This window comes from Enterococcus sp. DIV0008, assembly GCF_050542615.1.
Lineage (GTDB): Bacteria > Bacillota > Bacilli > Lactobacillales > Enterococcaceae > Enterococcus_D > Enterococcus_D innesii.
In genome coordinates, this window is record NZ_CP172937.1 from 2,048,116 (window position 1) to 2,073,355 (window position 25,240).

The following is a 25,240-nucleotide window of genomic DNA, read 5'->3' on the forward strand; positions in this document are numbered from 1 at the left end:
TTGGCCAAACAAAGAAAAAAGCAGGCAGCACCTACAAAAACATTGAACGGAATCCAACGATCCCTTCCATGTTTTTTATAGGTCCTGCCTGCATTACCAGTCACATGCCTGTTTTATTACTTGCATAATACCATGCTTTTTTTGAAAACGCAACCACCGTTTTAAAAAAATTCGCTAAGCCTTTTGCTGAAACGAGAAGTTTGCTACACTTAGTGGATAATCAGTTGTTTTGTCTTACTAGGCTTGCACTATAAGCAAGAAGAACATCGCTGGCTAAACGTATCTCAAGAAAGGATGAATCGGATGACGCCATTGAATCACTCACTGCATGTTGCCGTCCCCACAGCATTTGATCATGAAGAAAGACTTGACACGAAAAGGACGATTGCCCATATCTTGCAGCTGCAAAAACTAGGGATCAAATCGGTTTTGGTGTGCGGCTCCACCGGTGAACAACACTCATTGACTTTAACAGAAAAAAAACAGCTTCTACATGCCTTAGCGCAAGAAACCAGCTGGGCAGCCGATTTCAAAGTCCTCTTCGGTTTAGCTGGCATCGTATTTCATGAAACGCTCGCGTTGGCAGAAGCAATCAGCCAAAATCCCCGAATCGATGGTGTGGTTTTAGGCTTCCCCCCTTATCTTTGCCTGACCCAAAAGGAAGCCGTGCTCTACGCTCAGGGATTGATCCATACTTGCGAAAAACCAGTTATTTTATACAACAATCCCCGCCGCACGGGCTTTGATTTATCTGCAGAAAGTCTCTTGACCTTAATCGCTGACCCTCGGGTGATCGGCTTAAAGGAAGCTGGCAGTAAAGAGCGAGTGCCTCAACTAAAAACAAAGACGGCTGTCGATTTTCGCTTTTATGCCGGTGGTGAAGCGGACTTGGCAGAAAAGGTCGCACTAGGGTTTAACGGGCTGTCATCAATGGCAGGCAACCTTTGTCCCAAGGAGATCCAGGTGATTTGGCAAGGGTTACTCAAAGGTGATGCAACGATTTCTACGTCGCATGAATGGCAGAAAATGGAACAAGCAGCTGCCGGCGATCCAACCAATACTATCAGTTACCTTCCGTGGCTTAAGCAACAAATCACCATTGATGGACAGCCCTTTGGCTTTTGTCGTCAGCCGCTAGGTCTAGAAACGAGTGATCGGTTTGGCACTGGCTCAATTCCCTCTCATCTAACACAAGAAAGGCAGGAGAACCAGACTCATGAAGATTGATCCACCGATTGATTCACAACTAAAGCACTATATTGAAAGCTCCATCATCCCGCAATACAACCAATTGGATAGCAGTCACGCCCCAGCGCACGTCCACCAAGTGATCCAAAATAGTTTTGAGATTGCTGAAACATTGCCTGTTGACCTGAATATCGTCTATACGGTAGCTGCCTACCATGATATCGGCTTGCTCTATGGCCGCAAAAACCACGAAAGCAATTCCCGCAAGATCGTTGAACAAGATGCTGTGTTGCCACGCTTTTTCTCTCCTTCAGTCATTTCAATGATCGGTGAAGCTGTAGAAGATCATCGCGCCTCGCTTCCCTATGAGCCTCGCTCGCTTTATGGCAAAATTATTTCCGAAGCCGATCGCGACTTAGATTTTGAGCGAATCCTCAAGCGAACCTTGCTTTTTGCTTATGAGAAAAAGCAGCTCACAGATTTAGAACAATTGCATCATGAAGCGTATCAGTACATTTCAAGGAAATACGGTCCTCAAAGTGAGCTGAAGGTTTGGTTGGATTATCGCAAAAACCAAGACGGTTTGGCGATCATCTATCAAAAATTAGCACAACCTGAAAGCTTCCGCCACTCCTTTGAAAAAATCGTGCCGTTAGTTATCGCTACAAGCAAAGAAACTGACGATTGACACTTTGATCCTACACCAGACTTCAAATATAAACCCTCTGATTTCAAAAAGCGCCGCTTGTGTGTGCGCTGAATCAGAGGGCTTTTACTGTTATTCTAGTTCTTTTTTCACTATAGTCCCCCCTCTCCTTCACTGCTCCCTCGCGCCTATTGAAATCAGGGAGCAGCAACTGGTTTTCTTCAATCAACAGACGCCCCTTCTACATAACCTCCTTTTTTTAACCGAATTTACTCTTTGTAAGCAAGATAGTTTGCTGAAAATAAAAAAAATGGTATTTTTATTTTATCAAGTGATAAAATAGTAGGAGGAATCGTTATGTTTTTGGCAATCAATGAAATACGCCATTCCAAATTGCGTTACGCCCTAGTCACAGGGGTCATGTTTTTAATCGCCTATTTGGTCTTTTTTTTAACTGGGTTAGCTTACGGGTTGGCTCAAGATAATCGGATGGCGGTCGACAAATGGGAGGCAGATCAAATTTTGTTGACCGAAGAAGCAAATGATAATTTAAACATGTCGATGCTTCCTCGCAGTCTTTATGATGAAGTCGATGCACCAGAAAAAGCAGTTTTGGCGCAAACCGCTGGAGTTGTGACCAAAGAAGACAACGGTGAAAAAGTCGATGTCACCTTTTTCGGCATTGATCCAGATCAATTTTTAGCACCAAATATTACCGATGGCGAGATGTTTGCTTCAGATGATGAAGCGGTCGCCGACAGCAGTATTGAGGAAGAATACGGGATTTCCATTGGTGACACCATCAAATTAGCCGGCAGTGACAAAAAATTAAAAATCGTCGGTTTTACAGATAACGCCCGCTTCAGTGTCGCTCCGGTCCTCTACACGTCGATCGGTGCCTATCAAGAAATTCGTTTTGAAAAAGAAGATGATTCTGAAAATGCCCGTATCAACGCGATCGTGACTCGTGGCAAAATCAAAGAAGTGCCAGATGATTTGGTCGCTACGGATATCAGCAAATTTATTAATGAATTGCCTGGTTACAACGCACAAGTGCTGACCTTTGGCTTTATGATCGGGTTCTTGATCGTGATCGCTGCCATCGTTATCGGTATTTTTATCTATGTGCTAACGATGCAAAAATCAGAAATTTTTGGTGTCATGAAAGCTCAAGGGATCTCTAGCCGCTACATTGCTTTTTCGGTGATCGCCCAAACGTTCTTATTGGCAACCTCGGGTGTTTTGATCGGTGGTTTGGCAACGATCGGTACCGCCCTCGTGTTACCTGCGGCAGTGCCATTCCAAATCAATCTATTATTCTTTGCTAGTATCAGTGTCATGATGATTCTGATCGCGATGCTAGGTGCTTTCTTCTCGGTGCGAACGATTGTAAAAATCGACCCATTGAAAGCAATCGGATAGGAGGAAAAAACATGAGTGCCATTGAATTCAAACAAGTCAAAAAATCATTTAAAGATGGGGACGCGACAATTGAAGCCTTGAAAGAAACCAACTTTTCGGTAGAAAAAGGCGAATTTGTCGCCATCATCGGTCCTTCTGGCTCTGGGAAAAGTACCTTTCTAACGATCGCCGGTGGTCTGCAAGCCCCCTCTGAAGGCGAAGTGTTTATCAATGACGAACCCTTCAGTAAACAAAAAGAAAAGCAACGGGCAAAAACTCGTTTCAAAAAGATCGGCTTTATTTTACAAGCTTCCAACCTTGTCCCTTTTTTGACGGTCAAAAAGCAACTCCAATTGGTGGATAAGGTCAGCAAAGAACCCCAAGAGCAATCAGCTACTGAATTGTTTGAACAACTAGGGATTGAAAAGCTGCAGAACAAATACCCCGATGAACTATCTGGTGGTGAAAGGCAGCGTGTGGCTATTGCCCGAGCGCTCTATCATGATCCCACCATCATTTTGGCAGATGAGCCAACGGCGAGTCTTGATTCAAAAAAAGCCGTCGAAGTCGTCAAAATCTTAGCGAAAGAAACCAAAGAAAAACAAAAAGCCACCATTATGGTGACCCATGATACCCGTTTAACAGATTATTGTGATCGGGTCCTCGTCATGAAGGATGGCGTTTTAGAAGAAAAAGAACACACGAAAAAAGAAGCCGAATCAAGTGATTCGCAGAAGGAGCAAGCATGAAAAAAATTATTGTTGTCGGTGCGGGCGTGTCAGGATTAGCTGCTGCTGTCCGTTTGCAAAAACTTGGCTATGACGTCACCCTCTACGAAAAAGAAGGGCAACCTGGGGGCAAAATGAATCAGATCAAGGAAAACGGCTTTACCTTTGATGTGGGCCCCACCATCGTGATGATGCCTGAAATTTATCGTGAAGTGTTTGAATTTGCTGGCGTTGATCCGAATGACTATATTCCTATGGAGAAAGTCGATCCGATGCTGCAGCTGTATTTTGCCCAAGACGAACCGCTGACCTTCTCAAATGACTTAGTAGAATTGACCAAAACCCTCGAAGCGATCTCGGAAGAAGATGCTCAAGGCTATTTTGCCTTTTTAGCAGATATCTACAAACGCTATGTGATCGCCAAAGAGTCCTTCATCACCAAGTCGTTTCGGACATGGCGAGACTTTTACAATCCCAAATCCTTATGGGCAGGGTTAAAGCTGCGGACGTTTAGTGACGCCTACTCTTCTATTTCTAAATTTGTCAAAGATGATCGCCTGCGAAAATCATTGGCGTTTCAAACCTTGTATATCGGTGTCTCCCCTTACCAAGGGCCGTCCCTTTATACCATCATCCCTATGATCGAGTTGATGTATGGGGTCTATTTCATCAAAGGCGGCATGTATACGCTAGCCACTGGGATGGCACGTTTGTTCCAAGAATTAGGCGGTACGATCCATTACAATACCCCGATCGATGAATTATTGATCGAAAACAAGCAAACCAAAGGCGTTCGTGTCAATGGAGAAACGATTACCGCAGATGCCGTGATTTGTGCGGCTGATTTTCCTTATGCCATGGAAAGCTTGATTCCTGATGAATCAAAACGCGGCAAATACACCAATCAAAAAATCGCTTCGATGGATTACTCTTGTTCTTGTTTCTTGCTTTATTTAGGACTGGACAAAAAATATGAAGATAGCGCACTCCATAGCATTTATTTTGCCAATGATTTCAAACGCAATGTAGACGATCTTTTCGAAGCTGGCAAACTGCCAGAAGATCCTTCCTTCTACTTGTATCGTCCAACCCTGAAAGATGCTTCCTTAGCACCTGATGGTCAAGAAGGTCTTTATGTATTAGTCCCAGTGCCTGAATTATCTAAATTTGATCAATGGACGGATGAAACGATCCAAAGCTACCGCCAGCAGATCATTGGATTATTAAAAGAAAAAACGATCTTTACGGATATCGATGAACACATCGTGTATGAAAAAATGTATACGCCAGATACGTTCAATGACCGGTTCAATGCCTACAATGGTGCGACATTTGGGTTGAAACCAACCTTGGCGCAAAGCAATTACTATCGTCCCCATAATAAATTTGATTATGCAGAAGGTTTATACTTCTGCGGCAGCAGTACGCATCCGGGAGCGGGTGTGCCAATCGTGATGCAAAGTGCCAAGTTAGCTGTGGAGGAGTTGTTAAAAGATGACCGTTAAATCATTAAGCGTCTTTGATGAATACGACAACGATTTTTTATACTGTGAGGCCATCATAAAAAAGCATTCAAAAAACTTTCATACCGCCTTTTCTCAATTGCCAAAAGACAAAGCCCGCGCCGTCTATGCCGTCTACGCCTTTTGCCGCCGTGCCGATGATGCCGTCGATGAAAAGCAAGACCCTTTGTTGATCGAAGCCATGAAAAAACGCTTGGAAGAAATGCAAAAACAAGTATCAGACGATGCGATCGACTTGCCGCAAGCCGTCAAAGAAGAAGATCCTGATGAAGCCATTTGGCGGGCATTGACCCTTTCTTTCCAACAGTTTGATCTGCAGTTTCAACCCTTTTTCGATCTATTGGTGGGGCAAAAACAAGACCTTGACTTCCAGCAGCCCACCTCTGAAAAAGAGCTTTCTGACTATAGTTACTACGTAGCTGGCAGTGTAGGTCTGATGCTCTTGCCGATTCTCTCGCAAGCAGCCGCTGCGATTCAAGAACCCGCCATCAAATTGGGTGAAGCGATGCAGCGCACCAATATTTTACGTGATATTGGCGAGGATCTGCGGATGGGCCGCATCTATTTGCCGCAAACGGTCTTGGCGCAATTCAACCTTTCGCGAGAAGCATTAGCCTCTGGCAATCAAAACCAGCAGTTTATCGAGATGTGGGAACACGAGGCGCAACTGGCAGAGACGCTTTATCAAGAATCTTTTGTCATGATGCCGCAAATCGATGAAGATTGCCGTGAAGCTCTGTTAGCAGCTGCTTTGATCTATCGGGAAATCTTGACTGTGATTCGCAAAAACAACTATCAAGTATTTGCTGAAAAAACAGCGGTACCGAAACAACGGAAAATCCAACTTTTGTTCACCGCGAAAAAAATGCTTCGTCAGGAACGTTGGGAGGGCTGACTTTGAACTTGCGGGAAAAAATATTACGAGTCGCAGAAAACCTGTTTATGCAGCAGGGGTATCAAGCAACTTCTACTAGACAGATCGCAGAAGCCGTCGGCATCACCCAACCCAATCTTTATTATCACTTCAAAGGCAAAGAAGCCATCTATTATGAAGTGATGGTCTCTTTGGCACAAGAGGTTTCTGGAAAACTAAATCAGACCGTTGAAGATACTTCCTTGACGATCTCTGAAAAAATCTTAAACATGTTTCTTTTTTTAAGAAGTCGGCATCGCATCAATTTTTATATGATGATGCACGACATTCAGCATACCGTTTCTGAGGACACTTCTAAAAAACTGTACTTGCTTTGGCGGAAAAATTACAAAGAACCGTTTCTTGACTTGTTTCGTCGCAGTGATTCCAATCTCCGTTCGGATGTCGACCCAGAATTTGTCACCAGTCAGTTGTTAGTACTAATGGCGGCTCATTTGGACTCACCGGGAAAAGAAGAAAAAATGCCAGAAGCGATCGATTTGTTTTTATTCGGTGCATTAGGCAATGGGCCAATGGCGAAATAAGTGGAACGTGGGCTTTTGTCCCGAGAATAATCATTCGACGAATTTATGACAATCGCGTACACTGATCCAGTAAACAGAAACTTAAAAGGATGGATGTACATGTCAAAAAATCGAATCGAAGCCTTTACCGATGCGGTCATTGCGATCGTAATGACCTTATTAGTACTGGAATTGCACCAGCCCGAAGGCGATACCTTTGCTTCTTTTTTAGGAGTGGAACAGCAATTTATTATTTATTTGATCAGCTTTGTGATGTTAGCGATCTACTGGAACAATCACCATCATCTATTTCAAGTAGTATCTAAAATCGACGGTTGGACCTTGTGGGCGAATCATTTATTGATCCTGGCACTGACCCTCTTTCCTTTCGTGACGTCATGGGTCAGTCGTTATCCAGTCGCTCTTGCCCCTCAGCTGCTATACGGGGCTGTCATATTATTGACGGATTTTAGCTATTTCTTAGTCGGAAAGATGTTGGTTCGTGCCAATCCTGACAATCAAGCCATCGTAGAACTGTTTCGCGGATATAAGAAACTCTATTTTACATTGTTTATCAATGTGCTGGCATTGCTCCTCGGCTGGCTGATCCATCCCCTATTCATCATCACGCTGGATAGTCTCGTGCTATTATTGTGGGTGATCCCTGAGAAAAAAGTAGAAACCTTTTTAAAACAATAAAAACACTTGCGTCCTTCTCCTAAAAGCGATGGATGATTGCGCAAAAGCAGCCGATTGGTCTACTTTTGCGCAGCCATCCATCAAGAGAAGGACGCAAGTGTTTTTTCTAGCGAATCAAGTCTTTCCCAGGTGCCTGTAAGACTTGTTCCACTTGTTCTTTGGTGGTTAAGGGAACATCTCCCAGCATTGTATGAGCCAAAACTGCATTCGTGATTGCAAAATCAGCGGTGCGTTGGAGTGACCATTTTTCGGCATAGCCTAATAATACGCCAGCGGCATAGGCATCTCCTGCCCCGATCCGATCCAAGACTTGCAGCAGCTGCGGTGCCGTTTCATAGGCATCCTGTGCCGTAATGATCCTTCCACTGATAAACTGCTTGTCTTCCACGGCAAGACGCCGTGTCCCGCAGAACCATTCTAGTTGATACTGGTCAATAAAGGATTGGATCAACGCAAGCTCGGCGCCTTCGGTTTCCTCTAAGGGATAAGCCAACAGCTCCTCCAAGTCACGGACAGAGCCGAAAACTAGGTCACAATAAGGCAGGATCGTTTCATACCGCTGTTTCAGTACCTCCCGATTCAATTCATCATTCAAGCTTGGTCGGAAGTTAAAATCAAAGCAGACGCGAATCTGCTTGGCATGGGCTTGTTTTGCCACAGCCAAAGCTGTTTGCCAAGTTTTCTCAGTCAAACTAAGTGAGATCCCGCAAATATGAATGAGATCCACCGTTTCTAAAAACCCATCGATGGCATATTCTTCTGGACCTGAAACGCCAAAGGAACTATGATGGCGATTTTGATACGTCACATAGGTCGGACGAGCGCCGTAGCCGATCTCGGCGAAATAACTGCCGATATGACTATATTTTTTGCCAACAAATGCCGTTTGAATCCCATAGGAACGCAAGCTGGCTTTCGCCGTATCCCCTAAACGGTTGGCTGGCACCTGTGTCAGCATCGAGGTGGTCAAGCCGAAATGCGCCAAATTGCCTAACAGATTGACCCCTGTTCCTGTAAAATCCATTCGCAAAGAGTGGGTCTGTTCCAGTGTTCGATATTCTGGTGGCGTCAACCGCATCATTACCTCACCGTAAGCACCGATCCGCATCATTGATCCCCCCTATTTGGCTGCTGCCAACACCTTTTTCGTCATTTCTGCTAATGTCTGTACATCTTCAGGGCGTGTGTCCCCTGTTTCGCCATCGATGATCGAGCTGTAAATATGGGGAATGATTTTTTTCACGCCTGCATCAACAGCGATCTGCAAGATTTCTTCAAAGTTTTCTAAATCGATACCGCCGGTCGGTTCCAGATAAAAATCATTCGCAGCACAAGCCTCTGCTATTGCTTGATATTCTGCTTTATGAGCCAACCCTTTCATTGGAAAATACTTGATAGAACTAGCGCCCATGTCTTTTAATAAAGCAATCGCTGTTTCGACTGGGACTTCTGCAGCTGGGGTTTGTGAACTCAATGGTCCAGTAGCAATATTGACATAGCCGACTTTTCCGGTTGGTGAAACAAGGGCATTGACGATCGTTCCAGATTGTCCTAACAAAGCTCGTGAAGTACCCGCCCCCGTGAATACTTGGTTAACATGCTGTGGTTGAAGAACAGCGGAAATTCGGGAGACCATTTCACTTTGATTGGGGTCGCCAGCACCAAGCCCTACAGAAAGGGCATTATTTGTTGCCGCTTGATAGTTCTTCATGTCAGCGATAGCCGCCTCGTCACTATCATAGTTTTTTGATAAAACACCTAGGACGATGTTGCCCTCTGCTGCTTCGTAACAAGCTTTCGCATTGTCGATGGAGTTTGCTAACACATTTAGACAGACACGGTCAGCGAAATAATTGGGTGAAGTTTTCATTTTTGGGTTGCTCCTAACATAATTTCTTGTAAGCGATCGGTGATCACTGCCATTTCTTGTTCATTGACTGCACGGATATCAAATTCAATAATGCCGTTATTGGCTTGGTATTCACGAGTATAAATCGCTGGTTCTCCTGCTTTTAGCGCGTCGATCACTGCTTTGGCACTTGGTTCTTTCACTTTGACACTGGCCCGATAAATATCTCTGCCAGCGCTGTCTTGAACGATTTTTGCTTCGAAACCAGTGATTTCATTGATTGCCGCAATAAATGGTTGCAGACGCTCTTGCATCGAAGCCCCAGATTCTGTTCCCTCCGCTAGATAATCCGTCACGGCTTGGGTAAATCCGAGAATATTGTCTTTACCGATTTTCATTGCTCGACCAATACCTTTGGATTGCAGGCGTACCCAAGAGACATAGGGCTGCTTGCCGATCACTAAGCCAGCACTTGGTCCTGACAGTGCTTTCGCACCTGAATAGATCACTAAATCAGCACCGGCTTGGGTATAGGCAAACAAATCTTCCTCAGCAGCCGCATCAACGATCAATGGAAGATCGTGTGCCTTGGCAACTTGGGCCGTTTCTGCTACTGTCAACATACTTTTTTGAACGGTGTGATGACTCTTTATGTAGAGGATCGCCGCCGTTTCGGGCGTGATCATCTGTTCAATGTGCTCGGGTGTACACATATTGGCATAACCTGCTTCCACGACTTTCCCGCCGCCTTGCGCCACCATCACTTCCACTGGTGTGCCATAATCTACGTTGTGGCCTTTGGGCAAAATGATCTCCCGTTTACTGATTTTCTCACTGTAAGGGTGGTACAAATGATAGCTGTCGCCTTGACCGATGAGTGCCGCCACTGATTGGGCGATCCCCGCTGAAGCAGAAGAAACGATCTGTGCATCTTCCGTTTTCAACAATTTTGCCAAGTAGGCACCGGTTTTTTCTGCTAGATCTGCCATTTCAAAGAAATGTTCCCCGCCATAGCGCTGGGCTACAAGTACGCTTTCGCTGACTTTCGAGACACCTAGAATCGTCATTTTGCCAGAAGCATTGATGACTTCTTTCAAGCCTAATTCTTCAATATTCAGTGTCAAAAAGTTCCCCTCCTATCACCGCTTTTTGCGGCACGATCTGTTGTGTCGTGATTCGGCGATTGCCGTTAGAATCCGTCAATTCCTTTTCGCTCGCTTCAAAGCGGAAAATCGTAAAATCAGCATCATATCCCAATGCGATCTCGCCTTTGTTTTGTAAATGAAATTGCTTCGCAGGGGCACTGGTCACCTTCTCGATGATCTCACGCCAATCATACCCTACGACCGCTAATTTTTCCATAGTCGTCGCTAAATCAAAGACTGGTCCATTGGTACGATTGCGGATGTAAATATCCGTACTAATGGAAGAAGCCTTCAGCTGATTGGCAAAGGCCGTCTCCGCCACATCAAAATTGAAACTGTCTGTCCCATGACCAATATCGAAGACCAAGCCTTTTTCATAGGCAGCAAAGACGAAAGGCTTGATGATTTGGTGCGTCTGATCCAAAATCCCATTGGCTTTGCCGTTAAAGCAATGGGTCACCACATCGCCTGCTTCCAATTCAGCGAGAATCTCTGCTAAATTCGGTGGTGCTGACCCAATATGGACCATCAGAGGCAGCGGTTGATTTTCAGCCTGGATCGCTTTGGCTAATTTCAACGGTGTGATGCCATTTTCGCCGATCACCGTTTTGCTCATTCGGGCTTTGATTCCAACGATAAAGTCAGGAAACTTCTGCAGCGCTTCTTTGACCAATTCTTTTTTGACTTTTGACAGATCCGCAAGTTCATCCTGCTCTACGATCCCCCATTTGGAAATATTGACTAAAGCAAAGACATTGGTTTTGGCTTCTTTGGCTAAATCATAAAACCGATGGATATTTTCGGCGCCAGTCGTCCCCGCATCGATAACGGTCGTGACACCTTGTTTGACACCGATCTCGTCTGGATAATCATAATAGAGCGTCATTTCCTCGAAACAATGGACATGGTCATCGATCCAACCGGCTGACAAGAACTCCCCTTCTGCTAAGGTCAGCTCTTGTTTCGCCTGCTCCTGCAATGTGGGTGCCAAAGCAGTGATTTTCCCGTCTTGAATCCCAATATCAAATACTTTTTCATCGATTGTGCGAGCTTGACGAATAATCAAATCAAACATCTTGCTACACCTTCCTCTCTGTGAAAGTGAATTTCGACCAAGGATGGATAAATGGCAGCAGAACTAACTCTTGTTCGACGATCGAACCGATTTTATTTTTTCGTGGATCTGAGTGAGGCTCTAACACGACTTGCAGCTCGTTTTTGTACTTGCCAAAACGATCGTTGCCGATCACAACGTCCCCTCGTTGAAAGACGCCTTCGTGGTCATGGACAGGATTGTCATGGTTCTTATACTTTTTACGAACTTCTGTGGAACGGATCATCCGGTCCGTGATGTCGCCTCGACGGTAATGCTGCTCGTCCAGGGCGATTTGGCGTTCAACTTCATTGATTTCAGGTACAAATTCAATCGCAAATGCGGTCTGGTAGCGATCAATCGCTCCTAGCGCTGCCAATTCTGCTTCAGAAGCATAAGCATTTCCGATAATGACATCGTCGATCAGGCCTGTGGCAAACAAATGCTTTGCGGCAGTTTCTACAGGCATTCTTCGGTGCATTTCTAAGGTCGGTAAGCCATCATTGATATCCCAAGGTCCGATCGTTCCCGTTTGAGAAGAGATAAATGCGGCGGTTCGAATGCCTTTTTCCTTGAAGCGACGACTACATTTTTCAAAGAAATCATAAGGCAAGGCAGTCCCTTCTTGTGGATAGAAATTGTGGCAGCCGTATAAGTAAGGAATGTTGGCTTGATAGGTCAAAATATTGTCTAAATACGCTACATCATTGCTCATATTCAATTCAACAGCTAAACCAAAGGGATTGTAGGTCAACATCGCTTCTTTATTGCCGTCAAAGCCTAAATCTAAACGAATCCCATCGGCTCCTAGTTCATGGAAAAAGGTCAAGTCATCATAGGAGATGTCTAGTTCAGAAAAGATGGCTGGTGCCACGTCTAAAATCGTTTCATAGCCTAATCCTTTGGCAAAATCAATCAACGCTTTAAATTTTTTCTGCACGTTTTCTTTGCCGTCACTCACATCCAACATACTCATAAAAATGCGGCTAAAGCCATAATCATGGGCTAATTGCAGATAGGCTTTGTCTGTTTCAAAATCACTGTGATCGGGATACACCGATACTCCTAGTTGTCTTTTCAACTTATCTCATCCTCATTTCTTCATAAAAAGCAGTAAAACGTGTCAGTAAAAGCGAACTGCAAACAATCGTCGCCGTCATCGTCAAAAATGGTCCCCACGGAAACTGACGGCTCAGTAGGATCGCTGCAGCAACGCCAAGAATCCCGAACAAAAGCATCCGCCAAAACGGCACTTCTTGAATTTTTTTCCCTTGTGCTGATTTTGTTAACCAAATTTGACAACCAAAAAATAAACAAATGGCATAAATCCCCATGTTTGCACCTCACTTTTTTTGTCTTGCTTAAGCGGCAGTTTCTTCTTCTTGTTCGCGGGCAATCTGCTGTCTCTCAAAGACTTTAAAGAATGGGTAGTAGATTGCGAGTGTGATAAAGAAGTTGACGATCACTAAAATCGCTGCTGCGATACTCCAGTCCGTACTCATCCAGGCGGCGATTGGTGCTGGAATGGCAAACCCAAGTCTGGCAGCCATCATCGGTACGACGCCCGTAATGGTCGCGAAGTAAGAAATCGATGTCGTAATCAACGGTGCCACCAAGAAAGGAATGCCTAAGATTGGGTTCATTACGATCGGTGCACCGAAAATCACTGGTTCATTAATATTGAATAGGCCTGGCAAGATGGACAAACGGCCCAATTGTTTCAAGTATTTTGATTTGGAGAAGAAGAACAAAACGACCAACGCTAAGGTCGTACCGGCTCCACCGATCCACACGAACCATTGTAAAAATTGTTCTGTAAAAATATTAGGCAATTCATGCGCATTGCCAGATGCTTGGAAGGCTTCCATATTTTCAGCGATGGAAATATCCCAAAATGGACGAATAACAGGACCCATGATGGCTGGTCCATGAATCCCCAGTACCCAGAAGAAACAGATCAAGAAGACAGTCAATAAACCACCAAACAAGCTGTTACCCGCTAGCACGTCCTTTAACGGCATCAATAAGTTACTTAAAAAGCCATTGATATCAAAACCGAGCATATGACGGATCACCCAGAACAAAATCAAGATCGCTCCACCGGGAATCAATGCCATAAATGAATTTGTCACTTCTGGCGGCACACCATCTGGCATTTTGATAGTAATGTTTTTTACGATAAAGAAACGATAGATTTCAACGGACAAGATCGCCGTAACGATCGCACCAAACAGAGAGCCGGAACCTAGGTTTGCCACATTGATATAACGCCCGGCATCAATGATGCCTTCCACAGAATCAAAGACTCGCAACGGTGGTGCAGCGGTTACAAGAAAGGACATCGTTGCTAAGATACCCGCAGTCAATGAATCCAGCTTATAGCTTTTGGCTAGCGATGAAGCAATCCCATACGTTGCATATAATGCCAATAATCCGACTGTATAACGAAATGGAATATCCAAAACTTCCCGATACGGTTCGATCACCGCAGCGACTGATTCGATGGGAAAATTCAGTAAGATCGTGAAGAACGACCCAACGATCGTTAAAGGTAAAGTAGCGATGATCCCCTTGCGAATCGCTACCATGTGCCGTTGCATCCCCACTTTATTTGCAATCGGCATCAATTTCTGTTCAATAAATTCTACAAACCCTTTCATAATTGCCTCCTTAGTTTATAACATTATAATGTTTATACAAGGATAATAGCACAGAGCCTCCTTTGAGTAAATATGTTTTTTACGAATAGATGAAACTATTTTTAATAACTCAAAAGAACATTTACTAAAGGTAAATTTACACAGTATACAACTATTTTTTTGTGTTGATAAAGGATTTTTTGAATTAGCTAGATACAAAAAAACCTATTGGCAATGTTTTCCAATAGGCACGATATTAAAATCAAAAATAGTATTCTTGATTCATTAAATGTTTTTTAGTTTATCAAATGAATTTTCTACTTAATTAGACTTTCTTCTCATAAATAAAATCATCCATCACAAATCCCGAACCAATTGCAACGCTACGTTCAGAAACGCGTTGAAAGCCGCGATGCTCATAAACAGCGATTGCTTGCTGGTTTTGTTTGTTAACGTTTAAATGCAACGTTTTGCCTGAGGCGATCTCCTCATACCAATCAAAGACTTGGCTGGCATAGCCTTTACCCCTAGTGGATTGATGGAGATACAATTTACTTAAATAAAGCTGCTGCGGCGTTTCTTCATACGCTGTATATCCTACTGCTTGGTCACCTTCCATTAGTAAAAGATAAACTGCTCCTTGCTGGACTTCCTTTTGAATCGTTGCTGGTGATTGGTAATTAGCCAGCATATACGCGACTTGATCCGAACCAATGATAGGTGTAAACACTTCTGGCCAGATTTCTTTGATCAAACGATCCAACGTTTGGAAGTCTTCTGGTGATTGAATGATTTTTTGTGTGATTGCCATAAGAACCCCTTCTCTCTGTTGCTGTAAGAAACAGAAACTCGTTTATAAATATCTCTATTATAAGGGAAGAAGCAAAAAAAGAAAGGGCACGTTGAATAAAGACCCTTAAAAGTCTCAATAGATGGTAAACTAGAAGTGAAAAAATGGCTACGAAAAGGAGGTAGCAACACGATGCAACTCTTACAACTACTTTTACTGGCAATCATTTTTGTTTCTCTCTTCATGGCGTTGATTGGCTGGGTTTTATCGATGAACAATGGCTTGGTCTTCTCTCGTTCTCCTCAGCAATTTAAAGCGCACGCTCATGATCCTAACTATGAATTAGAGCGACAAGCAGGCAAGCGTTTGAAAGAGATTATATTCCGACGCATTGTTCCTTTAGGAATAGCTTCTTTGATCGTCTATGGGTTATTCGCACTATTAAACGTCCTTTAAAAGATTTTAAAAAGACTCAAACAAATTTAAAAATAACCGGCATCTTTTCCTGTTGTTCAACGCTCCTTTCGCTTTTGCTGAGAGGAACATCAATGCGTAAGATGCCGGTTTGTTTTTTTTATTTGCTTACTGCTGCTTTAGAGGCTTGAACTTTTTTCAGTAAAGCGAAGAGGACTTGGCTATCATCGATAGCCGCAATATATTGTTGGCAAAGTGCCATCATTTCTGTTTCATCCATTTTATCTAAAGAAATAACTAATTCATTTTCTACTACCTGTTTATTATTCATAGGGCTCCCTACTTTCTTCCTTTGTTACCTCTAGTTTGCCATGAATCAGCAGGTTCCGTAAGAACTTTTCAGTTTACAAATAGGAAACGGGTGGTTTACATCCTTGTCCTATCAAGGTTTTTCCAAAAAATTTATTCGGTAGCAGGCTCAATGTGGATGTCAGTATCAAACACCTGAAAACGATCAGCTAAGAGATCTTCAATAGCATCTGCCACATTATGACTCTTTTCAACCGTCAAAGATTTGTCCATCGTCACGACGACATCGAGAAAAACATTGGCGCCATACATTCTTCCTCGAATCGATTTGACAGATTTCACTTCAGAAAAACCAGCGATTGCCGCTTCATACTCCACGACTAACGATTCATCAAACCCATCAGAAAGTGAAAAGGCACTCTCACGAAAAATATCGACGGCGGTTTTGATAATCAAAAGAGCTACCACGATCGCAGTCAAACTGTCTAACCAACCGATACCAAATGAGGCGGCAAAAATAGCGATCGCCGTTCCAATACTCGTCCACGCATCGCTGCGGTTGTCTTTAGCAGCTGCTAGCAAAGCGGAGCTTTTTACGCGAGCAGATAATCGCTTATTGTAGTAATACATGCCATACATCAAAATAGCTGAAATGATACCGACGACTGCCGCGATCATATCGGGACTTTGCGTTTCACCGAGTAGAATTGTTTGAATGGAGGACCATAAAACCTGCAGACCAACCGCCAGCATAATCAAGGATGTTACGAGACTCGCCACATTTTCTGCTTTCCAGTGTCCATATTTATGGTCTTCGTCTGCTGGCTTTTGAGCCAGTCGCAAACCGATCAAGACAGCAATAGATGCCACGATATCCGTCGCATTGTTTAATCCATCTGCCCATAATCCTTCAGAATTTGCCAAACGACCGATGGCAAGTTTGGCGATGGAAACAAAAATATAGGCAACGATACTTAAGATAGCGCCTCTTTCTGCTTGCTTTAATTCTGCATATCTTGTTTGATTCATGTCATCCCCTCCAATTAGTCAACTTGAAAATAATAGCTGAAATTTTCATCCATTGCATCATTTATTTGAGAGATTTTATTTTTTAGGAGCGGCAAACATTCACTTCTAGTGAAACGAATTTCTGTTCTGAGGACACCAAAAAACAGGACTCCCAAGGGAATCCTGTTTTTGCTTTTTTTCTTTCACAAAGAATCGCTGCTACTCGTTCACCAGCAGCTGTCGATTTCTTTCACTGAATTTCTCATTATGGGAAGAAACCATCGCCTGTGGGACGCTAGCGGGCTCTAAATACTGTTTGATCTGGTTAACTGCTTGCGCAGCATCTTGAAAGGCGCCTGCCAAAAGATTCACTTTGCCTTTGAAGTAATGGATGTCACCAGCTGCAAACACACCGGGATGGCTAGTTTTTGTTGGAATCTCACAGTTCAAATAAAAGTCTTCATGACGTGCAAGATCAAAGGAAACTTTATCTAACAACCCACTGTCACGGTCATACCCGTGTTGGATCAGTAGATGATCGCATAAAAAATCGATCGTCTCATGGTTGGCACTGTTTTTTAGTCGTAGAACCATATTGAATGTTTCTGCTTGATTCACCCCATCGATGGTGTGATTCATCAGCACTTGAATCCCTTCTGCTTTCATCTTCTTTACTTGTGCTTCATGGGCTTTCAGTTTTTCCCCTCGATAGCACAACGTGACTTTGGCACCATAAGACACTGCTTCGATCGCATAATCCACCGCCGCATCGCCGCCGCCAGAGATCACTAGATGTTTGCCTTGGATCGCTTGCTGGTCAGGAAACTGATAGTGGATATAGTTGTCGACATTATTATGGATGAAACATGGCAATTTTTGCGGAGAGACGACACCGCCGCCAATACAAACTAAAATGGTGCGTCCAACATGAGTCCTCCCTTGGTCATCCACTGCATAAAAAAGGTTGTCTTCCTTGGTCAATTCGATGATTTTCGTTTTCAGATAGATCGTTGGATCAAACAACTTAGCCTGTTCAATCAAGTGTTCTTTGACTTTCTTCCCCTTGGTTGGCGGCAATGCACCTACATCCCAGACCATTTTTTCAGGATAAAAATTGATCTTCCCGCCTAATTCGGCTTGTGCTTCAAACAATACGACCGATAGATCACGTAATCCGGCATAAAAACTTGCATAGAGCCCCGTAGGCCCTCCTCCGATAATCAGAACATCTGCTATAGTGGTCATTGGCTAGCCTCTCTTTCGTAAATGAAAATCATTCTCAATTAGTTAGTTCGATTATAGACAACGTAACCGGGTTTGTAAAGAATTTTCTGAAAACAAATTAATTAACTTAGCCGATTATTTTTCTTTACATTGTAAAGAAAAAAGCCTTTTCCTGAACTTATGGTAAAAAAAAGATGAGCAGATTGTTATTTTTTCTCATTTTATCTAGTGATATGTTTGTGATAGCCCCTGACTTCAAGGTATACTCTTAGAAAGTAGGTGAAAAAATGGAAGTTGAAAAATGTTACGCGCCCTTACCGGACGGGTCTGTCCTCTATTACGAGAAAACCGGTTCAGGACGACCACTTTTTTTACTGCACGGAAATGGCGGCAGCAGTGCCTATTTCTCAAAGCAGGTCGACGCTTTGCGTCAAAAACATCAACTGTATTTAATCGATAGTCGAGGACATGGCAAATCCACCAATACGCAGAAGAAAATCGATTTTTTTAAAATGGCAACAGATCTCTTAGCAATTATTCAGCAAGAAAAGCTAACGAAAATCGCCTTACTAGGATTTAGCGATGGTGCCAATCTGGCGATGGTCTTTTGCCATCTCTACCCAGAGTATGTCAGCTGCATGATTTTAAACTCTGGCAACACGGAACCGCGAGGTGTACGGCTCTTTTCTCGAATCGGCAGTGTTTTGCAATATCTGATCGTTTGGCTTTGTTCTCCATTCTCCAAAGGCATGCGGGGCTTTCTGCCTATTTTGGGATTGTTGTTTCGTCCAATCGGTCTCTCCACCGCCGATTTGAATCACCTCAGTGTGCCGACATTGATCTTGGTTGGCAAACGTGATTCGATCAAGCTCTCCCATTCATTTTATATTGCAAACAGTATTCCTCAGTCCAATTTTATCGTCGTCAAAGGACAAGGACATAGTTTTGCACGAAAGAATCCAGAAGTATTTAATACGAAAGTATTATCTTTTTTAGAAAAGGTCGGTGAATAACTATGAGAATCTTTACTTGGCTCCGCGACCACCGCTCACTGTTTAAAACACTCTTCTTAATTGCAGTCGCCGTGATCGTGTTCGGCGAGCTGCTTTCCTTAAGCAAGACGATCTCGATTGATCAACTAAAACAATTGTTTGCGCAACTATCCCTTTGGCGAGTGGCTTTAATGGCTGTCATTGGCTTACTGTGTGTCTTTCCCATGGTCTTATATGATATCGTCTTGAATCGCTTACTAGGGGACAAACCTGATCGCCGTTATTTACTAGAAACCAGCTGGATCATCAATACCATGAACAATTTGATCGGCTTTGGCGGTTTCATCAGTATCGGGTTACGGTCGGAATTTTATGGCAAAGGAAAAAAAGGCAAAGACGTTGCCCAAGCAATTTCGAAGATTTTTATCTACTTAATGTCTGGTCTTTCGATTTTGTCGCTTGCTGCGCTGGCATTCGTCCTCTTCGGGCCCACGACCGATTATCTACAACAGTATTGGATCTGGCTTTTAGGCGGCAGTCTTTATTTTCCAATCGTCTATGCCCTTAGTTTTTCCAAAAAAAATGCCTACTTAGGTGGGCTGCAACGACGTGATCGTCTGCAGCTGATCGCCGCTTCCTTATTGGAATGGCTGGGTGTTTTTGCCGCCTTCTTCACAACGGGTCTCTTGATGGGTATCTCGGTCGATGTGTTTCAACTGTTGCCGCTTTTCATTGCTGCTTCCGTGATTGGAATCGTATCAATGATTCCTGGGGAACTTGGAACGTTTGATGTAATGATGATCATGGGAATGGGTTCACTGCAAATTCCTCGTGAAAGTGTTATTGCTTGGCTCTTGCTGTTCCGCCTGTTTTATTATATTATTCCCTTTTTGATCGGTTTGATCTTTTTCTCAAAAAATGTTGGTGTCTCCCTCAACCAGCGCTTTTCTGGAATTCCAAAAAGCTTGTTGTTGGAAGTATTCCATAAGATCGAAGTGTTGCTGCTTTATCTGACGGGAACGATGTTGGTACTCTCCGCCACGATCCCAGAAGCCTTTGACCAAATCAAATGGTTAGCCCATCTCAATCCGATTCGCTTGAATTTCGTGATGCAGTACCCGAGTATCTTTCTCGGCTATCTCTTTTTGATTGCCGGTCGCGGCATCTCTGCCCGTGTCAGTCGCGCGTATGTGCCGACACTTTTGTTGATTGCAGCAACGATCGGCTATGCTATTTTTGCGGGTTTCCGTTTGTCGACCATGCTGTTTCTTCTATTATTATTAGCGATCATGATTTTTTCAAAAAGCGAGTTATTCCGTAAACAGCTAGTCTTCTCATGGGAATGGTTGACGATTGATGGTTTGTTGATTGGTTCGCTGACAATCCTCTATGTCATTATTGGGGTCTACAATATGCCTCATCTCAATCGACATCCGACGCACCACCATTCGATGGACTTTTTGCTTTTCCCCTCTGAAAAATTGTGGCTCCAAGGCTTCGTTGCGATTTTATTTGTCGCCGTTGCGATGCTGCTGTTTGCCCGCTACTTGATGGGACCAAAGCACCAACTAGGCGTCAGTGCCGCCACTGATAAAGTGAAACATGTTTTGAACACCTATGGCGGAAATAGCGACAGCCATCTTGTTTATTTAAAAGACAAGCAAGTGTACGTTTATCCAGAAATCGGCGAGCCGACGGTCTTTTTTCAGTTTACGACCTTTAATAATAAATGCTTGGTCATGGGGGATCCTTCTGGGAAGCAAGCAGACTTTCCGCAGGCACTGGAAACCTTCTTAACAGAGATGGATCAGTGGAATTACTTGCCGGTCTTTTATGAAAGTAGTGAAGAAATGGTGATGCTGCTGCATGAATTCGGGTATGACTTTATCAAATTCGGTGAGAAAGCTTATGTGGATCTACCTAGCTTCACCCTTTCAGGAAAAAAAATGAAGGGACAGCGGGCATTGAACAACAAGATCACCAAAGAAGGCTTTACTTTTGATGTGCTCACTCCACCCTTTTCAGCCGAAACCTTTGCAACCCTTAAAGAAATTTCTGACAACTGGCTAGATGGACGGAAAGAAAAAGGGTTCTCCCTTGGATTTTTTTCAGAATCTTATCTAAGTACCGCACCAATTGCAGTCGTCCGCAATCAGCAGCAAGAGATCGTCGCGTTTGCCTCCTTTATGCCCACGTATCAAACAGGTCTGGCCTCCATCGATTTGATGCGCCACGATCCTGAAAAAGCGCCAAATGGAACGATGGATTTCTTGTTTATTCAGCTATTCGACTATTTTAAAGAACATGGGTATCAACAATTCGATTTAGGCATGGCACCGTTAGCCAATGTTGGTACTTTCCGCAGTAGTTTCTTGCAAGAGCGGATCGCCTATCTCGTTTACACCTTTGGTTCTCGCTTCTATTCTTTTGAAGGGCTACGAGAATACAAACAGAAATATGCCGCTTCTTGGTCCCCTCGCTACATCTTATATTCTCGGGACAGTTGGATCGGTTATGTCATGATTGCCCTGTTGATTGTCGATAATCAATCGGCAGACAAAACGAAATAAAAAAAGCTCAAATGCGCCGATTTGTACTCGGAGCATTTGAGCTTTTTTAATTGTTGTGCTTAGAAGTTATTCTGCTGATTTAGATGGTGCGTTTTCCCAAAGTTGTTTGACGACTGGAATATTTCCCAGTTCCGTCATGTTTGATGGCAGAATGACCGTATTGGTATTGCTATTGACCACATCTTTAAAAGCTTCGATACCTAGATATGATAGTGAGCGCTCGTCTAGTTGACTTTCTTTGATAGCTTCATTGATGGCTAAAATCCGCTTGCGTTCAGCTTCAGTGATTTTCGCGATTCGTTCCGCTTCTGCCTCGGCATCGATCCGGACACGTTTTGCCCGTGCCTCCGCGTCGATTTGGGTTTGTTCCGCCCGAGCTTGCGCATCGATTGTCATCTGAGAAGCTTTGGCTTCCGCACTCAAGACAGAAGAAGATTTCTCCCCCTGGGCTCTTGTGATCATCGACTCTTTGTCTCTGGAAGCTGTGATCAGTTTGTTCATTGATTCAATGATTTCTTGAGAAACTTTGATTTCCCCAATGTTGATTCGGTCGATCGCTAGCCCATAGCCGGCCGTGATGTCTTTGATTGAAGTAAACAGTGCTACGTTGATTTCTTCTGTCCCATTTAAAACCTCATTCAGATCCATTTTCCCAATGATCCCCCGTAAGTTTGATTGGGCATCTTGAATCATTGAGATAACGGAGTTTTCATTTTCGTAAACAAAGGCACGCACATCTGTGACGTGGTATTTGATTGCTTCATCGATCTGCACGATCACGTTGTCTTTCGTAATTGCACTTTGCGGTTCGATCTCCAAAGGAATCTGTTTCAAGGACACTCTTTCTCTTACTGTATATAAAATCGGAACAAGAAAATGAAGACCTGGTTCCAACGTTCGAACATATTTCCCAAAACTTTCCACGACTTTGACTTCCCCTTGACGAACGATCACAGCAGTACTTGCGATCAGCCAAATCAGAATCACTAATACGAAGATAACTAAAATAATTTGGATAATGATCATTGTAAAAACCCTCTTCCATTTTCAAATAATGTATTGTTTACACGGGTCAATAAGACACCGTTTTCAACCCCGATAATCTCTAACATCACATTTTCAGCAGGAATCCCTGCAATCACCCGATATTCTGTGTAGGTGCCATAAAGACGGATATAACCTGAATAATGATCCGTCAGCGATCGAAAATAGCGTCCAACCGCTCGTTGTTCCATGTAGTCTACGATGATTTTCCACCCTCTTTGCCTGCATGCAGTAAATTCTTCGTTTCAAACTAATTGTTCATTCTGTTACAAGTGTTACTAACTATAATAGCACGTTTCACCCAAGAGAACAGTAAACTTTTTATAATTCCCTCCTTTTTAGAAAAAAAAGACAAACTGAAAACCAATTCCTTGCATTCTTCAATTAAATTGCATACAATTAAATTGTACAAAATACAAAAAAACACAGGAGTGAAGAAATGATGAAAAAAATGTATTCAACAAAGATGATCAACACTGGTGGCCGTTCAGGAGAAGTACACAGCCCTGATCATTCATTTGAACTAAATATCACTGCACCTGGCAAACGAGTAGAAAATGCAACGAATCCGGAACAACTTTTTGCAGCTGGCTTTAGCGCTTGTTTCAATAGTGCCCTTGAATTGGTGAAAAGCAGCAAAGGGATCGAAGGTGCTTCTACCGTTAGCGCACAAGTGACCTTATACGCAGAAAGTGAATCAAGTTTTGTCTTGGGAGTGGAGATCGAAGGCCAAATCGAAGGTTTGTCAACAGAAGAAACACAAGAATTGCTTGAGATCGCTCATACCGTATGTCCTTACTCAAAAGCTACAGCTGGCAACATTGAAGTGACAGTCAAAGCCGTTAGCGAGTAGACTTTCGTTGAAAAAACAGCTATGATAAGAGGCGGATGTTAGAAAAAGGGGTGAAAACATGAATGTCTTAGCGTTAGAAAACCAATTGTGTTTTCCTCTATACGCCGCTTCAAAAGAAATTATCAAACAGTACAAAGACTTACTAGATCCGTTGAATTTGACTTATACCCAATATTTAGTGATGTTGGTGTTATGGGAAGAAGAAGCGATCAGTGTCAAAGCATTGGGGAAGCAATTATGTCTCGATTCTGGCACACTGACACCGGTTTTAAAAAAGCTTGAGGCAAAAGGCTACCTCGCAAGAAATCGAAATCAAGACGATGAACGTTCCTTGCGGGTTACACTGACGGAATCCGGCAAAGCACTTCATAAGCAAGCGCTAGAGATTCCCTACAAAGTGACTGAATTCTTGCCCCTTGAACCGGAAGAACTGTCAGTCCTCCATGAATTGACGACAAAAATGGTTCAAAAATTTCAAGAACAAGAAAAATGATCCGCTGTTTTCACAGCGGATCGTTTTTTTATCATCCAAACGAGTTTTATTTAAGAAGCTTTGGTTTTCAATTCACCGATCACATTTAGTAACTGAGTTAATTGTTCTGGGTCCTCAATTTTTTTGATGGCGATTTTCACTAATTCAAAAATTTGATCATCGGTTAGACCGGTCTGCAATATCTCTAATTCACTTACAGCTGGTTGAAAACGACGAGCCAAAACTGATCCACTCATTTTAATGCTCGCAATTTCTAGAATTCCTTGGTTAACTAATTTGCGAATCACGGACAATGATGTGTTACGATTCAAGTTGAAACGTTCACTAAATTCTGTACAGCATAATGGTTCATCTACAGCCCAAAAACAAACTAAGACTTCCCACTCTTTTTTTGAGAAACTTAAGTAATCCATAATTGCTCCTTTCCACGCCGATTAGGCTAGTTTCCATTTTCTAATTAAAACAATCGCAGCTTTTTCAATCAGCTGGCTATCCTCTTTCCGATTGTTTTTTCTTTCACTAAAAGGATTATATATCAATAATAATCTATTTTATTCATAATTTCAAAATATTTTTTATTTTAATGATAAATAACGTGTTTAATTATTCTTTTTCTTGATAAAAAAAACGACTAGCTTACCTAGTCGTTTTCTTACTCTACTTGATACTCCTACGAAAAATAGTTATTGAACACTAAAGATCAAACTCTCATGCTCTTGTTCTTTCAAGGAATAGCCACAGAATTCTTTATTCAAATTCGGATAATCCCGTTCGATCATTTGAAGGATTTCTAGCTCCGTCAACAATTTGTCTTCTGACAATTGCAGAGAGTTCAACAAAACAAAACGAGAATCATAGCCTAAAATTTCCGGCATCAACTGCCAAAAGTTCGTGCTGTCAATTCGTTGGATCGTTTCCTCCATAGAAGCGATCAGTTTTTGGACATGATCATAAACTTTGGGATAATCAGTTTTTAATAGATCCAACAGCGCTTGGTCCAGCACTTTATCAAAATAAGCCTTTGTGTCAGTATAAATTATTGAAGAAATCACTTGTTTCATCAATCCTTTCATTCAAATGCCATATTCGACATCGTCAAGGATGGCTCCTTGTTCCTATATATAGCATACTATCGGTGATTTTCGTTCTCAAATTAAGGATAGAATTTAGAAAAAAAAGAGAAGCTGCTATTCTA

The 25,240-nt window shown here is 42.9% G+C and carries 28 protein-coding genes; 13 read left to right on the forward strand and 15 right to left on the reverse strand.

Annotated features, from left to right (window positions below; genetic code table 11):
• The first annotated feature begins 303 nt into the window (after positions 1–303).
• From IGI84_RS09800 to IGI84_RS09835, 8 genes are all read left to right on the forward strand, one after another.
• A complete protein-coding gene (locus tag IGI84_RS09800) occupies positions 304–1,227 on the forward strand; it encodes a dihydrodipicolinate synthase family protein (protein ID WP_220427034.1) in 924 nt (307 codons plus the stop codon).
• Positions 1,217–1,876: an HD domain-containing protein gene (locus IGI84_RS09805; RefSeq protein ID WP_220427035.1), complete on the forward strand. Its 660-nt coding sequence runs from the start codon at positions 1,217–1,219 to the stop codon at positions 1,874–1,876. The genes IGI84_RS09800 and IGI84_RS09805 overlap by 11 nt, the downstream gene beginning before the upstream one ends.
• A 315-nt stretch (positions 1,877–2,191) precedes the next feature.
• A complete protein-coding gene (locus IGI84_RS09810) occupies positions 2,192–3,256 on the forward strand; it encodes an ABC transporter permease (RefSeq protein WP_005235249.1) in 1,065 nt (354 codons plus the stop codon).
• An 11-nt stretch (positions 3,257–3,267) separates the two neighbouring features.
• Positions 3,268–3,984, forward strand: coding sequence for an ABC transporter ATP-binding protein (locus IGI84_RS09815; protein WP_005235241.1), 717 nt, complete (start codon positions 3,268–3,270; stop codon positions 3,982–3,984).
• The gene (locus IGI84_RS09820; RefSeq protein WP_005235239.1) at positions 3,981–5,468 is read left to right on the forward strand and encodes a phytoene desaturase family protein; all 1,488 of its coding nucleotides are present in this window, start codon (positions 3,981–3,983) and stop codon (positions 5,466–5,468) included. Before IGI84_RS09815 ends, IGI84_RS09820 begins: the two co-directional genes overlap by 4 nt.
• Positions 5,458–6,381: a phytoene/squalene synthase family protein gene (locus tag IGI84_RS09825; protein WP_077454467.1), complete on the forward strand. Its 924-nt coding sequence runs from the start codon at positions 5,458–5,460 to the stop codon at positions 6,379–6,381. The genes IGI84_RS09820 and IGI84_RS09825 overlap by 11 nt, the downstream gene beginning before the upstream one ends.
• Positions 6,382–6,383: 2 nt before the next feature.
• A complete protein-coding gene (locus IGI84_RS09830) occupies positions 6,384–6,944 on the forward strand; it encodes a TetR/AcrR family transcriptional regulator (RefSeq protein ID WP_220427036.1) in 561 nt (186 codons plus the stop codon).
• 99 nt (positions 6,945–7,043) lie between these two features.
• Positions 7,044–7,622: a TMEM175 family protein gene (locus IGI84_RS09835; protein WP_170924019.1), complete on the forward strand. Its 579-nt coding sequence runs from the start codon at positions 7,044–7,046 to the stop codon at positions 7,620–7,622.
• Between the two features lie 106 nt (positions 7,623–7,728).
• Here the strand turns inward: IGI84_RS09835 and IGI84_RS09840 are convergent, their stop codons facing one another.
• From IGI84_RS09840 to IGI84_RS09875, 8 genes are all read right to left on the reverse strand, one after another.
• Complete coding sequence (locus IGI84_RS09840; RefSeq protein WP_220427037.1) at positions 7,729–8,733, reverse strand: sugar kinase; 1,005 nt, start codon at positions 8,731–8,733, stop codon at positions 7,729–7,731.
• 9 nt (positions 8,734–8,742) lie between these two features.
• A complete protein-coding gene (dagF, locus tag IGI84_RS09845) occupies positions 8,743–9,492 on the reverse strand; it encodes a 2-dehydro-3-deoxy-phosphogluconate aldolase (RefSeq protein ID WP_220427038.1) in 750 nt (249 codons plus the stop codon).
• The gene (locus IGI84_RS09850) at positions 9,489–10,595 is read right to left on the reverse strand and encodes a DgaE family pyridoxal phosphate-dependent ammonia lyase (protein ID WP_200124813.1); all 1,107 of its coding nucleotides are present in this window, start codon (positions 10,593–10,595) and stop codon (positions 9,489–9,491) included. Before IGI84_RS09850 ends, dagF begins: the two co-directional genes overlap by 4 nt.
• Positions 10,579–11,691, reverse strand: coding sequence for an amidohydrolase/deacetylase family metallohydrolase (locus IGI84_RS09855; protein WP_430600253.1), 1,113 nt, complete (start codon positions 11,689–11,691; stop codon positions 10,579–10,581). Before IGI84_RS09855 ends, IGI84_RS09850 begins: the two co-directional genes overlap by 17 nt.
• 4 nt (positions 11,692–11,695) lie before the next feature.
• A complete protein-coding gene (locus IGI84_RS09860; protein ID WP_430600255.1) occupies positions 11,696–12,790 on the reverse strand; it encodes a DUF871 domain-containing protein in 1,095 nt (364 codons plus the stop codon).
• A 1-nt stretch (position 12,791) separates the two neighbouring features.
• The gene (locus tag IGI84_RS09865) at positions 12,792–13,043 is read right to left on the reverse strand and encodes a hypothetical protein (protein ID WP_005235223.1); all 252 of its coding nucleotides are present in this window, start codon (positions 13,041–13,043) and stop codon (positions 12,792–12,794) included.
• Between the two features lie 27 nt (positions 13,044–13,070).
• Positions 13,071–14,369, reverse strand: coding sequence for a PTS sugar transporter subunit IIC (locus IGI84_RS09870; protein ID WP_081118013.1), 1,299 nt, complete (start codon positions 14,367–14,369; stop codon positions 13,071–13,073).
• A 304-nt stretch (positions 14,370–14,673) separates the two neighbouring features.
• Positions 14,674–15,159, reverse strand: a complete 486-nt coding sequence (locus tag IGI84_RS09875; RefSeq protein WP_220427041.1) for a GNAT family N-acetyltransferase — start codon at positions 15,157–15,159, stop codon at positions 14,674–14,676.
• A 171-nt stretch (positions 15,160–15,330) separates the two neighbouring features.
• Between IGI84_RS09875 and IGI84_RS09880 the strand changes: the two genes are divergently transcribed.
• A complete protein-coding gene (locus IGI84_RS09880; RefSeq protein WP_220427042.1) occupies positions 15,331–15,594 on the forward strand; it encodes a hypothetical protein in 264 nt (87 codons plus the stop codon).
• Positions 15,595–15,712: 118 nt separating this feature from the next.
• Here the strand turns inward: IGI84_RS09880 and IGI84_RS09885 are convergent, their stop codons facing one another.
• From IGI84_RS09885 to IGI84_RS09895, 3 genes are all read right to left on the reverse strand, one after another.
• Positions 15,713–15,883, reverse strand: a complete 171-nt coding sequence (locus tag IGI84_RS09885) for a hypothetical protein (protein ID WP_005225698.1) — start codon at positions 15,881–15,883, stop codon at positions 15,713–15,715.
• Positions 15,884–16,014: 131 nt separating this feature from the next.
• Positions 16,015–16,890 carry a cation diffusion facilitator family transporter gene (locus IGI84_RS09890; RefSeq protein ID WP_077454478.1) on the reverse strand — a complete coding sequence of 292 codons (876 nt, stop codon included), beginning with the start codon at positions 16,888–16,890 and terminating at the stop codon, positions 16,015–16,017.
• 198 nt (positions 16,891–17,088) lie between these two features.
• Positions 17,089–18,114 (reverse strand): NAD(P)/FAD-dependent oxidoreductase, encoded by a 1,026-nt coding sequence (locus tag IGI84_RS09895; RefSeq protein WP_195264963.1) that lies wholly within the window; start codon positions 18,112–18,114, stop codon positions 17,089–17,091.
• A gap of 266 nt (positions 18,115–18,380) precedes the next feature.
• Here IGI84_RS09895 and IGI84_RS09900 point away from each other — a divergent pair, with 266 nt between their 5' ends.
• Together IGI84_RS09900 and mprF are read left to right on the forward strand one after the other, a co-directional pair.
• The gene (locus tag IGI84_RS09900) at positions 18,381–19,106 is read left to right on the forward strand and encodes an alpha/beta fold hydrolase (protein WP_195264961.1); all 726 of its coding nucleotides are present in this window, start codon (positions 18,381–18,383) and stop codon (positions 19,104–19,106) included.
• A 2-nt stretch (positions 19,107–19,108) separates the two neighbouring features.
• On the forward strand, positions 19,109–21,655 hold the full coding sequence (gene mprF / locus IGI84_RS09905; protein WP_195264959.1) for a bifunctional lysylphosphatidylglycerol flippase/synthetase MprF: 2,547 nt from the start codon (positions 19,109–19,111) through the stop codon (positions 21,653–21,655).
• 66 nt (positions 21,656–21,721) lie between these two features.
• Here the strand turns inward: mprF and IGI84_RS09910 are convergent, their stop codons facing one another.
• A complete protein-coding gene (locus IGI84_RS09910) occupies positions 21,722–22,681 on the reverse strand; it encodes an SPFH domain-containing protein (RefSeq protein WP_010747934.1) in 960 nt (319 codons plus the stop codon).
• The gene (locus IGI84_RS09915; RefSeq protein WP_005225691.1) at positions 22,678–22,890 is read right to left on the reverse strand and encodes a hypothetical protein; all 213 of its coding nucleotides are present in this window, start codon (positions 22,888–22,890) and stop codon (positions 22,678–22,680) included. Before IGI84_RS09915 ends, IGI84_RS09910 begins: the two co-directional genes overlap by 4 nt.
• A 251-nt stretch (positions 22,891–23,141) precedes the next feature.
• Between IGI84_RS09915 and IGI84_RS09920 the strand changes: the two genes are divergently transcribed.
• Together IGI84_RS09920 and IGI84_RS09925 are read left to right on the forward strand one after the other, a co-directional pair.
• Complete coding sequence (locus IGI84_RS09920) at positions 23,142–23,552, forward strand: organic hydroperoxide resistance protein (RefSeq protein WP_081118133.1); 411 nt, start codon at positions 23,142–23,144, stop codon at positions 23,550–23,552.
• Between the two features lie 58 nt (positions 23,553–23,610).
• Entirely contained in the window at positions 23,611–24,045 is a 435-nt protein-coding gene (locus IGI84_RS09925) for a MarR family winged helix-turn-helix transcriptional regulator (RefSeq protein ID WP_081118006.1), read from the forward strand.
• A 50-nt stretch (positions 24,046–24,095) separates the two neighbouring features.
• Here IGI84_RS09925 and IGI84_RS09930 read toward each other — a convergent pair whose 3' ends face one another.
• The gene (locus IGI84_RS09930) at positions 24,096–24,458 is read right to left on the reverse strand and encodes a hypothetical protein (RefSeq protein ID WP_220427044.1); all 363 of its coding nucleotides are present in this window, start codon (positions 24,456–24,458) and stop codon (positions 24,096–24,098) included.
• 270 nt (positions 24,459–24,728) lie between these two features.
• Entirely contained in the window at positions 24,729–25,097 is a 369-nt protein-coding gene (locus IGI84_RS09935) for a DUF7006 family protein (RefSeq protein WP_077454484.1), read from the reverse strand.
• Positions 25,098–25,240 lie beyond the last annotated feature (143 nt).

Bases quoted from the DNA above. Each gene is read 5' to 3' on its own strand.
- IGI84_RS09865 (WP_005235223.1), bottom strand. From the start codon at position 13,043: ATGGGGATTTATGCCATTTGTTTATTTTTTGGTTGTCAAATTTGGTTA.
- IGI84_RS09870 (WP_081118013.1), bottom strand. From the start codon at position 14,369: ATGAAAGGGTTTGTAGAATTTATTGAACAGAAATTGATGCCGATTGCA.
- IGI84_RS09880 (WP_220427042.1), top strand. From the start codon at position 15,331: ATGCAACTCTTACAACTACTTTTACTGGCAATCATTTTTGTTTCTCTC.
- IGI84_RS09805 (WP_220427035.1), top strand. From the start codon at position 1,217: ATGAAGATTGATCCACCGATTGATTCACAACTAAAGCACTATATTGAA.
- IGI84_RS09885 (WP_005225698.1), bottom strand. From the start codon at position 15,883: ATGAATAATAAACAGGTAGTAGAAAATGAATTAGTTATTTCTTTAGAT.
- IGI84_RS09920 (WP_081118133.1), top strand. From the start codon at position 23,142: ATGAAAAAAATGTATTCAACAAAGATGATCAACACTGGTGGCCGTTCA.
- IGI84_RS09820 (WP_005235239.1), top strand. From the start codon at position 3,981: ATGAAAAAAATTATTGTTGTCGGTGCGGGCGTGTCAGGATTAGCTGCT.
- IGI84_RS09815 (WP_005235241.1), top strand. From the start codon at position 3,268: ATGAGTGCCATTGAATTCAAACAAGTCAAAAAATCATTTAAAGATGGG.
- IGI84_RS09835 (WP_170924019.1), top strand. From the start codon at position 7,044: ATGTCAAAAAATCGAATCGAAGCCTTTACCGATGCGGTCATTGCGATC.
- IGI84_RS09925 (WP_081118006.1), top strand. From the start codon at position 23,611: ATGAATGTCTTAGCGTTAGAAAACCAATTGTGTTTTCCTCTATACGCC.
- IGI84_RS09900 (WP_195264961.1), top strand. From the start codon at position 18,381: ATGGAAGTTGAAAAATGTTACGCGCCCTTACCGGACGGGTCTGTCCTC.
- IGI84_RS09930 (WP_220427044.1), bottom strand. From the start codon at position 24,458: ATGGATTACTTAAGTTTCTCAAAAAAAGAGTGGGAAGTCTTAGTTTGT.
- dagF (WP_220427038.1), bottom strand. From the start codon at position 9,492: ATGAAAACTTCACCCAATTATTTCGCTGACCGTGTCTGTCTAAATGTG.
- IGI84_RS09825 (WP_077454467.1), top strand. From the start codon at position 5,458: ATGACCGTTAAATCATTAAGCGTCTTTGATGAATACGACAACGATTTT.
- IGI84_RS09915 (WP_005225691.1), bottom strand. From the start codon at position 22,890: ATGGAACAACGAGCGGTTGGACGCTATTTTCGATCGCTGACGGATCAT.
- IGI84_RS09810 (WP_005235249.1), top strand. From the start codon at position 2,192: ATGTTTTTGGCAATCAATGAAATACGCCATTCCAAATTGCGTTACGCC.
- IGI84_RS09875 (WP_220427041.1), bottom strand. From the start codon at position 15,159: ATGGCAATCACACAAAAAATCATTCAATCACCAGAAGACTTCCAAACG.
- IGI84_RS09895 (WP_195264963.1), bottom strand. From the start codon at position 18,114: ATGACCACTATAGCAGATGTTCTGATTATCGGAGGAGGGCCTACGGGG.
- mprF (WP_195264959.1), top strand. From the start codon at position 19,109: ATGAGAATCTTTACTTGGCTCCGCGACCACCGCTCACTGTTTAAAACA.
- IGI84_RS09840 (WP_220427037.1), bottom strand. From the start codon at position 8,733: ATGATGCGGATCGGTGCTTACGGTGAGGTAATGATGCGGTTGACGCCA.
- IGI84_RS09800 (WP_220427034.1), top strand. From the start codon at position 304: ATGACGCCATTGAATCACTCACTGCATGTTGCCGTCCCCACAGCATTT.
- IGI84_RS09855 (WP_430600253.1), bottom strand. From the start codon at position 11,691: ATGTTTGATTTGATTATTCGTCAAGCTCGCACAATCGATGAAAAAGTA.
- IGI84_RS09910 (WP_010747934.1), bottom strand. From the start codon at position 22,681: ATGATCATTATCCAAATTATTTTAGTTATCTTCGTATTAGTGATTCTG.
- IGI84_RS09890 (WP_077454478.1), bottom strand. From the start codon at position 16,890: ATGAATCAAACAAGATATGCAGAATTAAAGCAAGCAGAAAGAGGCGCT.